This window comes from Streptococcus sp. UBA632, assembly GCF_002300045.1.
Lineage (GTDB): Bacteria > Bacillota > Bacilli > Lactobacillales > Streptococcaceae > Streptococcus > Streptococcus alactolyticus.
Genome location: NZ_DBPA01000017.1, coordinates 53638 through 67305 on the forward strand (window position 1 = coordinate 53638; position 13668 = coordinate 67305).

Here is a 13668-nt window from a genome sequence, read left to right on the forward strand (position 1 = left end):
CCAAAGCCTGTCAAGAGCCTATGCTTTTGGCAGGTTTTTTTCTGTGCTTTTTTAAGAATAAAACATTAAAAGTATATTAGTTTACTTGGGAAAATGTATCCCTTTACAAGACTATAAAAATAAAAATGAAAAAGCTTACAAAAACAGCTTGACATTTTATTTAAAAAACGTTAATATAATTAGTGAAGAATATCACAATAACACAAAGTGTTGGTGATGATTCCTTTTACTTGATGATCGGCTGAACGCCACTTAGACCTCTTGATCAGTTTTAAGTGTTGTCCTGTTTTGACTCTAAGTTACGGAATTATATCGTAAGATTTTTCTTCGATAACAATATTAATTTTTAAGGTATTATAAAGGAGGCTTTTAATGGCTGAAACAAACAATGCAGAAGTAAAGACAAATGAGTTGAGCGCTGAAGAATTGGCACAACAATACACAGGTTCTTTAGTTGAAAAAGCGCTTGAAGCTGAACGTATTTATGCGACTTACTCACAAGAACAAGTTGACAAAATTGTAGCAGCGATGGCACTTGCAGGTTCAGAAGCATCTTTGGAACTTGCAAAAGAAGCACACGAAGAAACTGGTCGTGGTGTTGTTGAAGATAAAGATACCAAAAACCACTTTGCAACTGAGTACGTTTACGAACGTATCAAAAATGAAAAAACAGTTGGTATCATTGGGGAAGACAAGGTTGCAGGTAGCATCCAAATCGCAGCTCCTCTAGGTGTTTTGGCAGGGATTGTTCCAACAACTAACCCAACATCAACAACAATGTTCAAAATTTTGGTGGCTTTGAAAACACGTAACGCTATCGTGTTTGCCTTCCACCCACAAGCTCAAAAATGTTCAGCTCATGCGGCAAAAATTTTATACGATGCAGCCGTTAAAGCAGGGGCTCCTGAAAACATTGTTCAATGGATTGAAACACCATCACTTGCGAACACATCAGCCCTTATCCAAAACAAAAACATTGCGTCAATCTTGGCTACTGGTGGACCTGGTATGGTTAATGCAGCCCTTAAATCAGGAAACCCATCAATGGGTGTAGGTGCAGGTAACGGTGCTGTTTACGTTGATTCAACTGCTGATATTGACCGTGCGGTTGAAGATTTGTTGATGTCTAAACGTTTTGACAATGGTATGATTTGTGCTACTGAAAACTCAGCGGTTGTTGCTGCAGACATCTACGACACATGGATGCAAAAAATGCAAGAAAAAGGGGCATACCTTGTTCCTAAATCAGACTACAAGAAAATTGAAGACTTCGTCTTTAACGCTAACCACGGTGTAAACGGACCAGTTGCCGGAATGCCTGCAACTTGGATTTGTGAAAAAGCAGGTGTGGCTCTTCCAGAAGGCAAAGATGTTCTCTTGTTCGAACTTGACAAAGCTAACATAGGTGAAAAGCTATCATCAGAAAAACTTTCTCCACTTCTTTCAGTTTACAAAGCAGAAACACGCGAAGAAGGTATCGAAATTGTATCAGCTCTTCTTGACTATCAGGGTGCTGGGCACAACGTTGGCATCCAAATCGGTTCTCAAGCAGATCCATTTGTAGCTGTCTATGGAGACGCTGTGAAAGCTTCACGTGTATTGGTTAACCAACCAGACTCAGTTGGTGGTATCGGTGATGTTTACACTGACGCACTTAAAGCTAGCTTGACATTAGGAACAGGATCATGGGGGAAAAATTCATTGTCACACAACCTTTCAACTGGCGATCTCCTCAATATTAAAACGGTTGCTAAACGTCGTAACCGTCCACAATGGATTCGCTTACCAGAAAAAACTTACTATGAAAAGAATGCTATTTCATACTTGCAAGATGAGTATGAGCCAATGAAACGCGCGTTGATCGTTGCTGACCCAGGAATGGTTCAATTTGGTTTCGTTGATACTGTTTATGCCCAATTGGCACTTCGTGATGAAAAAGTAGAAACATCACTTTACGGAACAATCAAACCAGACCCAACACTTGGTCAAACTATTGAAATTGCAAAACAAATGCGCGAATTCAAACCAGATACTGTTATTGCTATCGGTGGTGGATCTGCCATTGACGCTTCTAAAATTGCTCGCTTGATTTACGAAGTATCTCTTGACCGTGGTGCTGAATTCCTTGATAGCTACGATGCGGTGAGCGAATTCTTCCTAGAATTGCAACAAAAATTCATCGATATCCGTAAACGTATCGTGAAATTCAAACACCAAACAGCAACACGTCTATTCTGTATCCCAACAACTTCAGGTACAGGTGCTGAAATCACACCATTTGCTGTTATCACAGATGATTACACTCACGTGAAATACCCACTTGCTGACTATGAATTGGTACCACAAGTTGCCATTGTTGACCCAGAATTCGTTATGACTGTGCCAAAACGTACAGCAGCTTGGTCAGGTCTTGATGCGTTGTCACACGCCCTTGAATCTTACGTATCTGTTATGGCTTCTGACTTCACACGTCCATGGTCACTTGAAGCAATCAAATTGATTATGGAAAACCTTGAAGATGCTTATAACTACGATCCTAAGAACCCAACGCTTCGTGGTGAAAAAGCGAAAGAAAACATGCACTACGCAGCAGCGATTGCAGGTATGGCGTTTGGTAATGCCTTCCTAGGTATCAACCACTCACTTGCTCACAAAACAGGTGGTGAGTTCGGCCTTCCACACGGTCTAGCTATCTCTATCGCAATGCAACACGTTATCCGCTACAACGGGGTAACTGGTAATGTGAAACGCTCTGTTTACCCACGTTACGAAGAGTACCGTGCACAACAAGACTACGCAAACATTGCTCGTTACATCGGTCTAGAAGGTAAAGACGATGCTGAATTGGTAGAAGCACTTTGCCAACGTATTGACCAGTTGATGCGTGCTGTTGATGTTGAGCCATCACTTTCTGCAAACGGCGTAACCAAAGAAGCCTTTGACGCTGCAGTAGATCGTTTGGCAAGCTTGGCTTATGATGACCAATGTACACCAGCTAACCCACGTCAACCATACATCTCAGAATTGAAACAACTTTTGATTGACATGTTCTAATGTCGGTTGTTTAAAGCCGTCTATGAATGAAGCCTCCCATGTTTTTTTGGGAGGCTTTTATGATACAATGGGTAAAGATATGTTAGAAACTGTTTTTAAGAAAGGTTGGTCACAAAAAGATGATTGGGTCATTGATAGTTGGTGCCTTGATTGGTATGATTGCTGGTAGCATTACAAATAGAGGGGAATCCATGGGTTGTATCTACCGCATTTTTGCTGGTTTGGTTGGTTCTTATGTTGGTCAAACCTTATTTGGTTACTGGGGACCTTCTCTAGCAGGCATGGCAATCTTACCTTCGGTTTTAGGGGCTATTATTGTTATTGCTGTTGTGGATTTGTTATTTAGATAAACACTATAAGAGGTTGGGGTAGCGCTATCCTAGCCTCTTTTTGAAAAATTGACGATAAGAGTCTGAAATTTCTGTTTAATTATGATAAAATAATAGGGATACGTAGTTTTATGCAAAGACGAGTTTGTAAGATTGTTGGCTTTTACAGGTTGGTTTTTGTAGAAAACGGGCGTATCAAAATAAAGGTTTTATGAGGAATAATCATGTCAAAACAAACTTTTCAAACGACTTTTGCGGGGAAACCCCTTGTAGTTGAAATTGGACAAGTAGCCAAACAAGCCAACGGTGCCGTTTTGGTACGCTATGGTGAATCAACCGTTCTTAGCGCTGCGGTCATGTCTAAGAAGATGTCTATGGGGGATTTCTTCCCACTTCAAGTTAACTACGAAGAAAAAATGTACGCTGCTGGGAAATTTCCAGGTGGTTTCAACAAACGCGAAGGGCGTCCGACAACAGATGCCACTTTAACGGCCCGCTTGATCGACCGTCCTATTCGTCCTATGTTTGCAGAAGGTTTTCGTAACGAAGTCCAAGTGATTAACACCGTTTTGTCTTACGATGAAAATGCTAGCGCTCCAATGGCAGCCATGTTTGGCAGCTCGCTTGCCTTGTCTATCTCAGACATCCCATTTAATGGCCCAATCGCTGGCGTGCAAGTGGCTTATATCGACGGTGACTTTATCATCAATCCAACAGCCGAACAAAAAGAGCTTTCTCTTCTGGAATTGACTGTTGCAGGGACCAAAGATGCCATCAACATGGTAGAATCAGGCGCCAAAGAATTGTCAGAAGATATCATGTTGGAAGCCCTTCTTAAAGGACACGAAGCTGTACGTGAATTGATTGCCTTCCAAGAAGAAATCGTGGCAGCAGTGGGTAAAGAAAAAGCTGAGGTGGAATTGTTGCAAGTGGACGCTGACTTGCAAGTTGAAATTATCGCTGCCTACAATACTGACTTGCAAAAAGCGGTGCAAGTGGAAGAGAAAAAAGCGCGTGAAGCCGCAACAGAAGCTGTCAAAGAAGAAGTCAGAGCCGTTTATGAAGAACGCTACGCTGAGGATGAAAACTTTGAAACCATCATGCGTGACGTGGCTGAAATCCTTGAACAAATGGAACACGCTGAAGTCCGCCGCTTGATTACCGAAGATAAAATTCGTCCTGACGGTCGTCGTGTGGATGAAATTCGTCCTTTGGATGCTGAAATTGATTTCTTGCCAAAAGTGCATGGTTCAGGGCTTTTCACTCGTGGGCAAACCCAAGCTTTGTCTGTCTTGACCCTTGCTCCAATGGGAGAAACTCAAATTGTAGATGGTCTTGACCCAGAATACAAAAAACGCTTCTTGCACCACTACAATTTCCCACAATATTCGGTGGGTGAAACGGGACGTTATGGGGCTCCAGGCCGTCGTGAAATTGGTCACGGTGCACTTGGCGAACGTGCGCTTGCCCAAGTTCTTCCTAGCTTAGAAGAATTCCCATACGCGATTCGCCTTGTTGCCGAAGTCTTGGAATCAAATGGGTCATCATCACAAGCATCAATTTGTGCGGGAACCTTGGCGCTTATGGCAGGTGGTGTGCCAATCAAAGCTCCTGTTGCAGGGATTGCCATGGGTTTGATTTCTGACGGTAGCAACTACACTATTTTGACGGACATTCAAGGTCTTGAGGACCACTTTGGTGACATGGACTTTAAAGTGGCGGGAACTCGCGAAGGGATTACTGCCCTTCAAATGGATATCAAGATTGAAGGCATTACCCCACAAATCTTGCAAGAGGCCCTTGCTCAAGCGAAAAAAGCGCGCTTTGAAATCCTTGACTTGATTGAGGCAACCATTCCAGAACCACGTGCTCAATTAGCACCAACTGCACCAAAAATTGATACCATTAAGATTGATGTGGATAAAATCAAGGTGGTTATCGGTAAAGGTGGCGAAACTATTGATAAAATCATCGAAGAAACGGGTGTTAAGATTGACATTGACGAAGATGGAAATGTATCGATCTTCTCTTCAGACCAAGCAGCTATTGACCGTGCCAAAGAGATTATTGCTGGTTTGGTGCGTGAAGCCAAGGTCGGTGAAGTTTACCGTGGCAAGGTGGTTCGTATTGAAAAATTCGGCGCCTTTGTCAACCTCTTTGACAAGACAGATGCCCTTGTTCACATTTCAGAAATCTCATGGACTCGCACGGCAAATGTGGCAGATGTCCTAGAAGTCGGTGAAGAAGTTGACGTCAAAGTCATCAAAGTTGACGACAAAGGACGTGTGGATGCTTCGATGAAAGCCCTCTTGCCACGCCCAAAACGTGTTGAGCGTACACCAAAAGAAACAGACTAAAAAAGAAGGAATAGTGGCTTTATCCATGCTCTCTGACAAAGAGGTCGTGGATAATCCATTTTGGATAGAAATATGACAAATCAAAATGAACTGGACTTGCGTTTGCGTGCTTTTGTCAACGCACCAGATAACTTTTTAGATAGCGTTGCTTTAGTCAATGCTTTACACAATATTCCAGTATTGGCGAGCAAAGAGCCTTATGCCGTTGAGGTAGAAGGGCAAAAAGTCACTCCAGTCTTTACAGATCAAGAGGATCTAGAAATTTTTAAACAAGACCAAGCCAGTGCTAGAGAACAAGAGTGGGTGGAACGCCTAGCCATTGACATTTTAAGAGAAGTAATTGAAAAAGGCTTGTACGGTATTGTCTTTAACTTGAAAAAATCAGGTGATTTTGGCAATTCAACCATTTTCAAGAGCAGCGAATTCATTCAATTTTTAAATGCTTACACCACGATTTTAAACAAGCTCATGGGGGATGACAATCTCGCTGCGGATGTGCTTGATAAGTTCTATCTGGTGCCAGCTTTTGTGCATCCACGTGATGACGAAAGCTTTGACCGTATGTTCCCAACCATGTCAACACCTGACGGGGAAAGCTACGTGCCTGCCTTTTCAAACCTGCAAAGTTTTGCAAAATGGTATAACCACGATGAGTTTGGTTTGCCTTTCCGTAAAGCACAGGGCAGCATTTTGGTTTGGAATTTAGCGGAAATTTACCAGCCAGGACATGGTGAAAACGATATTGACGAAACGGTTGGTGTGGTGATCAATCCGTTTGACGAACAACAAATTTTAGTGAATTGGTCAGAAATTGATGAGTAAAGGAGAGTGTCTATGGGTTGGTGGAAAGAAACAATTGAAATCGTTAAGAAGAATGATCCAGCAGCTCGTAACTCTCTGGAAATTATCTTAACGTATCCTGGTATAAAAGCTTTAGCGGCCCATCGCTTATCCCATTTTTTGTGGCAACACGGCTTTAAATTGTTGGCGCGGATGCACAGTCAGTTTTGGCGTTTTTGGACGCAAATTGAAATTCATCCTGGTGCTGAAATTGCTGAGGGCGTTTTTATTGACCATGGTTCAGGGCTTGTCGTTGGGGAAACGGCCATTGTTGAAAAAGGTGTTATGCTGTACCATGGTGTTACCCTTGGTGGTACGGGAAAAGACGTTGGTAAACGCCACCCAACCGTGCGTGAGGGAGCCCTAGTGTCCGCCCACGCCCAAGTGATTGGTCCTATAGAAATCGGAAAAAATGCGAAAGTCGGTGCGGCTGCTGTTGTGGTTTCAGATGTGCCAGCAGATGTGACCGTTGTTGGGGTGCCAGCAAAAGTGGTGCGTGTTCACGGGAAAAAAGACGAAACGATTATTCACGATATGGAAGAAAATCGCGAATACTACACGTCTAAGTTGGAAGAAGCCCGTTATCAAAGCTTGCATTCGTCAAAACTTTAGACCAAACGACAAGTGGGAGAAAAAAGATGACAATTAAGATTTATGATACAATGACTCGAAGTTTGCGTGAATTTGTGCCCATAACCGAAAATACGGTTAATATGTACGTCTGCGGACCAACGGTTTACAATTACATTCACATTGGAAATGCACGTAGCGTGGTGGCTTTTGATACTATTCGCCGCTATTTTGAATACCGTGGCTACAAGGTCAACTACATTTCTAATTTCACGGATGTGGATGATAAAATCATCAAAGGTGCGGCTGAAGCTGGTATGGATACCAAGGCTTTTTCAGACAAATTCATCGCTGCTTTCTTGGAAGATGTGAAACAACTAGGCGTCAAGCCTGCTACTAAAAATCCACGTGTTATTGATTACATGGACGAGATTATTGATTTTGTCAGTGTTTTGATAGATAAGGGATTTGCCTATGAGGTTGGTGGCGACGTGTATTTCCGTGTAGCCAAAAGCCATAATTATGCTAAACTGGCCAACAAAACCCTAGCTGATTTGGAAGTGGGGGCCAGTGGTCGTGTGGACGGCGAAGGCGATATTAAGGAAAATCCGTTGGATTTTGCGCTTTGGAAGGCAGCCAAACCTGGCGACGTGTCTTGGCAAAGTCCTTGGGGTGAGGGGCGTCCTGGTTGGCATATTGAATGCTCGGTTATGGCGACAACCCTTCTTGGCGATACCATTGATATTCATGGTGGGGGAGCCGATTTGGAATTTCCGCACCATACCAATGAAATTGCCCAATCAGAAGCCAAGACTGGCAAGACCTTTGCAAACTACTGGATGCACAACGGTTTTGTCAATGTGGACAATGAAAAAATGTCAAAATCGCTGGGTAATTTTGTGACAGTCCACGATATGTTGAAAACAGTGGACGGGCAAGTGTTGCGTTTCTTCCTTGCCACCCAACAATACCGCAAACCTATCAATTTCACAGAAAAAGCCGTGCATGACGCTTCTGTCAATTTGAAATATTTGAAAAATACGTATACCTTGCCTCTAGGTCAAGCAGTTGATTCAGCTGAATTGGCGGCTTTCAAGGCTGATTTTGAAGCGGCTATGGACGATGATTTCAACACCGCAAATGGTATCACTGTTGTCTTTGACATGGCAAAATGGATTAACTCAGGCAATTATGACCAAGCGGTTAAGGATACTTTTGCGGCTATGCTGGCTGTCTTTGGTATTGTCTTTGAAGAAGAAGTCTTGGATGCGGATATCGAAGCCTTGATTGAAAAACGCCAAGAAGCGCGTGCCAACAGAGATTTTGCGACTGCCGATGCCATTCGTGACCAATTGGCCGCACAAGGTATCAAACTGCTAGATACCAAAGATGGGGTGAGGTGGACACGTGACTAAGGTAGATGTCAATCTCATCAACGGTATTGCCCTAGCTTTTGAAGGCGATGCGGTTTATTCCATGTACATTCGCAAGCACTTGATTTTTCAAGGCTTAACCAAACCCAATCAATTGCACCGCAAGGCAACTAAGTACGTGTCTGCCAAAGCCCAAGCTTACCTTATCAATCTGATGCTAGAAGCGCAGCTATTGACCGAAAAAGAAGAAGATATCTACAAACGCGGTCGCAACACCAACAGTCACACCAAGGCAAAAAATGCGGACGTTGTGACTTATCGGATGTCAACAGGTTTTGAAGCCGTGATGGGCTATCTGCACATGACAGACCAAATTGAGCGTCTGGAAGAGCTCGTTGATTGGTGCATTCAAACAATTGAAAACGAGAATTGAGATAAAAGATTAGTCTTGGTCAGTCAAAGCGAGGCTAATCTTTCTTTGTGTCTTTTGACTAATGAGGTGACGATGAAAAATCGGGTGTTATCAGAATTTACAGACCAAAAAATCAAGACCGTTATGCTGGACTTGTTGCTAGAAAAGCCCTACTCCAAAATCAGAATAACGGATATCACAACTCTGGCCAATATCAATCGAACAACTTTTTGTTTGTTTTACCAGTCAAAAGAGGAGTTGGTTCAGTGCATTTGCGAGGACTACCTCACTCAGTATGGGCAGGAACTGAAAGAATCCTTGGAAACGGGAAATTTAGATTTGACACTTGTGGTGCGTTATTTTGACAATTTACCCAAGCAAAAAGACTTGCTCAAAGTGATTTTTCGCTGGATTTGCCCAAATACCATCCTGACAGGGAAATGCAAGCCACGATTGAAAAGGTTATTTTGGATATTTTTTCGCACAAGTACCCTCATGTGCCACAGTATCGGCTTCATTAGTTTGCGACCTTATTTGCGGCAAACACCTTAGCCACGATTAAATGGCAATTGACCAAGCCTGATGAATGTTCGGTTGAAGAAGTAGCTGCTATGATTCAGCTTGCCATGACCAGCGGTTTGGAAAGTATTTTACTCGACAAATAATGATTTTTGTCTTTGACTTTGTAAATTGATGCGATAGACTGCTAAAAAACGAAGGAAAAGGAGTCACATTATGGTTAAACTTGTCTTTATCGTTGGATCACTACGTAAAGGATCGTTTAATGAACAATTAGCGAAAAAAGTAGAAAGTCTATTGCCAAAACACGTGGACGTTTCATATCTTAGTGTTGATTTACCTTTAATGAACCAAGATTTAGAAACCCCAGTCTTACCAGAAATCCAATCTATTCGCGATCAAGTGATGGCAGCAGATGCCCTTTGGATTTTCACGCCAGCTTATAACCATGCTATTCCAGGAAGCTTGAAAAATGCTTTGGATTGGTTGAGCCGTTCTTTGGATTTGTCTGACTTGCGTGGACCATCGGCCTTGCAAGATAAATTTGTCACAGCTTCTTGTGTGGCTAACGGACAATCTCCAGAAGATGTCTTTGAACAACTCATCCCTTTGTTGAATTGGCTTAGAACACGCGTGGTGGAACCTTTCACAGGTGTTCCAATTAACCCAGAAGCTTGGGGAGATAACAAACTCGTTGTTTCTGATGATGTTGTAAACCAATTAGAAACCCAAATCAAAAACCTTCTTGCTGCGATATCAGCAGATGACAAGTAAGCTACTAAATAAACTGAGCCAGTTCTCGTATGAGGACTGGCTTTCGTGTTATAATAGTCCTATGAAGAAAAAAGAACTTAATGACATGACTGATATTGTTTATGGTGTGCACGCTGTTACAGAAAGCTTGGCCGCCAATACTGGAAATAAACTCTACATTCAAGATGACTTGCACGGCAAAAACGTAGAAAGCATGAAACAATTGGCTGCCGACAAGAAAGTGTCTATTTCATGGGTGCCTAAAAAAACTTTGAATGACATGACTAACCACGCCGTTCACCAAGGCTTTGTCTTGCGAGTATCCGCTTTTTCTTATGCTGATTTGGATGCCATTTTAGATAAAGCCAATCAAGAGGATAATCCTCTTATCTTGATTTTGGACGGTTTAAATGATCCTCATAATTTTGGGTCTATTTTGCGAACGGCTGACGCAACCAATGTGGCAGGGGTGATTATCCCCAAACACCGTGCGGTCGGAGTGACGCCTGTTGTGGCTAAAACGTCAACAGGTGCTGTGGAACATGTTCCTGTTGCCCGCGTGACCAACCTCAGCCAAACCCTAGACAAACTAAAAGAGCAAGGTTTTTGGGTGTTTGGAACGGACATGAACGGCACCCCTAGCCATAAGTGGAATACCGCAGGGAAATTAGCCTTGATTATTGGTAACGAAGGAAAAGGCATTTCACCAAATATCAAAAAGCAAGTCGATGAAATGATAACCATTCCTATGAACGGACACGTTCAGAGCCTAAACGCCAGCGTAGCAGCTGCGATTTTGATGTACGAGGTTTTCCGTCATAAATTAGGCTAAACCCTCAAAAACCTCTAGGAAGGAAACAAAGTGAAGCAAAAAATCCTTTTGGTTGATGGTTACAATATGATTGCTTTTTGGCAAGAAACACGTCAATTATTCAAAAAGAATCAGCTTGATGCTGCCAGAACGCTCTTGTTACGCAGGCTTAACAACTATGCCCATTTTGAGCATATTGATATTATTTGCGTGTTTGATGCCCAATACGTCCCTGGTGTTCGCCAACGTTATGACCAGTACAAAATCCAAGTGATTTTTACAGAAGAAGATGAAACGGCTGACGCTTATATTGAACGCACCGCAGCAGAATTAAACACACCACGTCATTTGGTGGAAGTAGCAACCAGCGACTTAAATGAGCAGTGGACGATTTTCTCACAAGGTGCCTTGCGCGTGTCGGCGCGTGAGTTGGAGCAGCGGGTTGCCGAGATCGGCTCTAATTTGAGGAAAATGTCACGGCAGATTGATTTGTCAACGCCTAAACTTCGCCCTTGGAATGATAGCCAATTAGACCAGCTCAAGCAATTTTTGAATGATTTGTCCTAAGTTTTTGCTGCCCTTTCAAAAGTTATAGCTAGCCATAAGTATTTTGTATAACTGCTAGGTCCCTTTTGGTTTGACAAACGTGATATAATGTAGGGCATTAAGGGAGTGAGTTTTATGCAGTTAACTTATGCCGTATTAGGAAGTGGCTCTATGGGTTTGCGTTTTGGGTTGTTGCTTAAAGAGCATCTTGGAGCGCAGGTGGATTTTATTGACACTTGGGAAGAGCATATAAAGACCGTGACAGAGCAAGGTGGGGTCTACCAATCTCGCGATGGCAAAGACAGGCACTTGGTGCCGATACCCCTTCAGCGACCTGAAGAGTATAAAGGTAAACCTGATGTTTTGCTGGTTTTTGATAAGCAAATGCACTTAGCAACCTTGCTCGAGCGTAGCCAACATATTTTCCGTGAAGAACAGCACGTTTTCACAGGAATGAATGGTGTGGGACACATTGAAGCCTTGAATCGTTATTTTGTACCAGAAAAAGTCTTGGCAGGAACTTGTTTGATTGGAACAGTCTTAAAAGGGGCGGGTGATGTTGACTTCATCGGAAAAGCAGGATCGGGTTCGGTGAATCTAGCTGCCCAATCAGGCAATCTTGATGCTGTCCAAAAACAGATTGTTGCTGATTTTGAAACTTCCAATTTGACCCCTCATCCCACGGATAACTTTTTAGGGACACTTTACACCAAAGTAGTCTTTAATTCAGTCATCAATACGATTTGTACGCTATTTGAAATTCGGATGGGGCAGTTTATTGATTACGAAGGGGCTGAAAAGCTAGGTCGTCAGCTGATTGACGAAGCTTACGATGTTGCTGATTTAGCGGGCATAAAACCCTTGGGCAGTCGTGACGAAGAATGGCAAACCATCCATTATGTAAGCAAGGTGACAAGCCCACTGCATTACCCATCCATGTATCAAGACATGAGTAAAGGGCGCCAAACAGAAGTGGATTATATCAATGGCTACATTTATGATTTAGGGCAAAAATACGGCTATCAAGCTAAAACACATGATTTTCTAAGACACTTGGTTCATTTAGCGGAAAATACCCGAAAATACCGTTAAATCAAGCTATCAAGAAATACAAAACATAAAAAAAGATAGTAGGTAATGCTTGACTAACTACTATCTTTTCTGTTATTATAATAGATGGTATTGTTTACCCCATTTGTAAGGCCCCGGAACCTTTCAAATAACTCGTGGATTCGGAACACCCACACTTTGTAAACAAAAACGAATTCGTATAGGAGAACTCATGAACAAAACAACATTCATGGCTAAACCAGGCCAAGTTGAACGTAAATGGTACGTTGTTGACGCAACAGATGTACCTCTTGGACGTCTTTCTGCAGTAGTTGCTAGCGTACTTCGCGGAAAAAACAAACCAACATTTACACCACACACTGATACAGGTGACTTTGTGATTGTTATCAATGCTGAAAAAGTTAAATTAACTGGAAAAAAAGCAACTGATAAAATCTACTACACTCACTCAATGTACCCAGGTGGATTGAAACAAATCTCAGCAGGTGAACTTCGCTCTAAAAACGCTGTTCGCTTGATTGAAAAATCAGTTAAAGGCATGCTTCCACACAACACTCTTGGACGTGCACAAGGTATGAAATTGAAAGTCTTCGTTGGTAACGAGCATACACATGCTGCACAAAAACCAGAAGTACTTGATATCAAAGGACTTATCTAAGAGAGAAAGGAGCATCTATTAAATGGCACAAGCACAATACACAGGTACTGGTCGTCGTAAAAACGCTGTTGCACGCGTACGTTTAGTTCCAGGTACTGGTAAAATCACAGTTAACAAAAAAGATGTAGAAGAATACATCCCACATGCTGACCTTCGTCTTGTTATCAACCAACCATTTGCAGTAACATCAACTGAAGGTTCATACGACGTTTTCGTTAACGTTGTAGGTGGTGGTTACGCAGGTCAATCAGGCGCTATCCGTCATGGTATTGCACGCGCTCTTCTTCAAGTTGACCCAGATTTCCGTTCTTCACTTAAACGTGCAGGTCTTCTTACACGTGACGCACGTATGGTTGAACGTAAAAAACCAGGTCT

At 42.5% G+C, this 13668-nt stretch carries 14 protein-coding genes; all 14 read left to right on the forward strand.

Features of this window, described 5'->3' with window-relative positions; genetic code table 11:
* The first annotated feature begins 372 nt into the window (after window positions 1-372).
* A complete protein-coding gene (adhE, locus tag B3473_RS01965) occupies window positions 373-3054 on the forward strand; it encodes a bifunctional acetaldehyde-CoA/alcohol dehydrogenase (RefSeq protein WP_168261106.1) in 2682 nt (893 codons plus the stop codon).
* 119 nt (window positions 3055-3173) lie between these two features.
* A complete protein-coding gene (locus B3473_RS01970) occupies window positions 3174-3404 on the forward strand; it encodes a GlsB/YeaQ/YmgE family stress response membrane protein (protein ID WP_154454098.1) in 231 nt (76 codons plus the stop codon).
* A 203-nt stretch (window positions 3405-3607) separates the two neighbouring features.
* A complete protein-coding gene (pnp, locus tag B3473_RS01975) occupies window positions 3608-5740 on the forward strand; it encodes a polyribonucleotide nucleotidyltransferase (RefSeq protein WP_293651035.1) in 2133 nt (710 codons plus the stop codon).
* A 72-nt stretch (window positions 5741-5812) separates the two neighbouring features.
* Window positions 5813-6562 carry an SseB family protein gene (locus tag B3473_RS01980; protein WP_154454096.1) on the forward strand — a complete coding sequence of 250 codons (750 nt, stop codon included), beginning with the start codon at window positions 5813-5815 and terminating at the stop codon, window positions 6560-6562.
* A gap of 12 nt (window positions 6563-6574) precedes the next feature.
* Window positions 6575-7192: a serine O-acetyltransferase gene (cysE, locus tag B3473_RS01985; RefSeq protein WP_154454095.1), complete on the forward strand. Its 618-nt coding sequence runs from the start codon at window positions 6575-6577 to the stop codon at window positions 7190-7192.
* A gap of 26 nt (window positions 7193-7218) precedes the next feature.
* The gene (cysS, locus tag B3473_RS01990; RefSeq protein WP_154454094.1) at window positions 7219-8565 is read left to right on the forward strand and encodes a cysteine--tRNA ligase; all 1347 of its coding nucleotides are present in this window, start codon (window positions 7219-7221) and stop codon (window positions 8563-8565) included.
* Window positions 8558-8956, forward strand: coding sequence for a Mini-ribonuclease 3 (locus B3473_RS01995; RefSeq protein ID WP_235280984.1), 399 nt, complete (start codon window positions 8558-8560; stop codon window positions 8954-8956). Before cysS ends, B3473_RS01995 begins: the two co-directional genes overlap by 8 nt.
* A 72-nt stretch (window positions 8957-9028) precedes the next feature.
* Window positions 9029-9487 carry a TetR/AcrR family transcriptional regulator gene (locus tag B3473_RS02000; RefSeq protein WP_235280985.1) on the forward strand — a complete coding sequence of 153 codons (459 nt, stop codon included), beginning with the start codon at window positions 9029-9031 and terminating at the stop codon, window positions 9485-9487.
* A 183-nt stretch (window positions 9488-9670) separates the two neighbouring features.
* Entirely contained in the window at window positions 9671-10228 is a 558-nt protein-coding gene (locus B3473_RS02005) for an NADPH-dependent FMN reductase (RefSeq protein ID WP_268827987.1), read from the forward strand.
* A gap of 61 nt (window positions 10229-10289) precedes the next feature.
* Window positions 10290-11039, forward strand: coding sequence for a 23S rRNA (guanosine(2251)-2'-O)-methyltransferase RlmB (gene rlmB / locus B3473_RS02010; protein WP_154454091.1), 750 nt, complete (start codon window positions 10290-10292; stop codon window positions 11037-11039).
* Between the two features lie 30 nt (window positions 11040-11069).
* Window positions 11070-11585 (forward strand): NYN domain-containing protein, encoded by a 516-nt coding sequence (locus B3473_RS02015; RefSeq protein ID WP_167829240.1) that lies wholly within the window; start codon window positions 11070-11072, stop codon window positions 11583-11585.
* Between the two features lie 114 nt (window positions 11586-11699).
* Complete coding sequence (locus B3473_RS02020) at window positions 11700-12656, forward strand: ketopantoate reductase family protein (protein ID WP_293651038.1); 957 nt, start codon at window positions 11700-11702, stop codon at window positions 12654-12656.
* Window positions 12657-12846: 190 nt separating this feature from the next.
* The gene (gene rplM, locus B3473_RS02025; protein WP_154455317.1) at window positions 12847-13293 is read left to right on the forward strand and encodes a 50S ribosomal protein L13; all 447 of its coding nucleotides are present in this window, start codon (window positions 12847-12849) and stop codon (window positions 13291-13293) included.
* A 22-nt stretch (window positions 13294-13315) separates the two neighbouring features.
* The coding region (gene rpsI, locus B3473_RS02030) for a 30S ribosomal protein S9 (protein WP_293651039.1) at window positions 13316-13668 on the forward strand (353 nt) is incomplete at its 3' end.

Bases quoted from the DNA above. Each gene is read 5' to 3' on its own strand.
- adhE (WP_168261106.1), top strand. From the start codon at position 373: ATGGCTGAAACAAACAATGCAGAAGTAAAGACAAATGAGTTGAGCGCT.
- B3473_RS01970 (WP_154454098.1), top strand. From the start codon at position 3,174: ATGATTGGGTCATTGATAGTTGGTGCCTTGATTGGTATGATTGCTGGT.
- pnp (WP_293651035.1), top strand. From the start codon at position 3,608: ATGTCAAAACAAACTTTTCAAACGACTTTTGCGGGGAAACCCCTTGTA.
- B3473_RS01980 (WP_154454096.1), top strand. From the start codon at position 5,813: ATGACAAATCAAAATGAACTGGACTTGCGTTTGCGTGCTTTTGTCAAC.
- cysE (WP_154454095.1), top strand. From the start codon at position 6,575: ATGGGTTGGTGGAAAGAAACAATTGAAATCGTTAAGAAGAATGATCCA.
- cysS (WP_154454094.1), top strand. From the start codon at position 7,219: ATGACAATTAAGATTTATGATACAATGACTCGAAGTTTGCGTGAATTT.
- B3473_RS02000 (WP_235280985.1), top strand. From the start codon at position 9,029: ATGAAAAATCGGGTGTTATCAGAATTTACAGACCAAAAAATCAAGACC.
- B3473_RS02005 (WP_268827987.1), top strand. From the start codon at position 9,671: ATGGTTAAACTTGTCTTTATCGTTGGATCACTACGTAAAGGATCGTTT.
- rlmB (WP_154454091.1), top strand. From the start codon at position 10,290: ATGAAGAAAAAAGAACTTAATGACATGACTGATATTGTTTATGGTGTG.
- B3473_RS02020 (WP_293651038.1), top strand. From the start codon at position 11,700: ATGCAGTTAACTTATGCCGTATTAGGAAGTGGCTCTATGGGTTTGCGT.
- rplM (WP_154455317.1), top strand. From the start codon at position 12,847: ATGAACAAAACAACATTCATGGCTAAACCAGGCCAAGTTGAACGTAAA.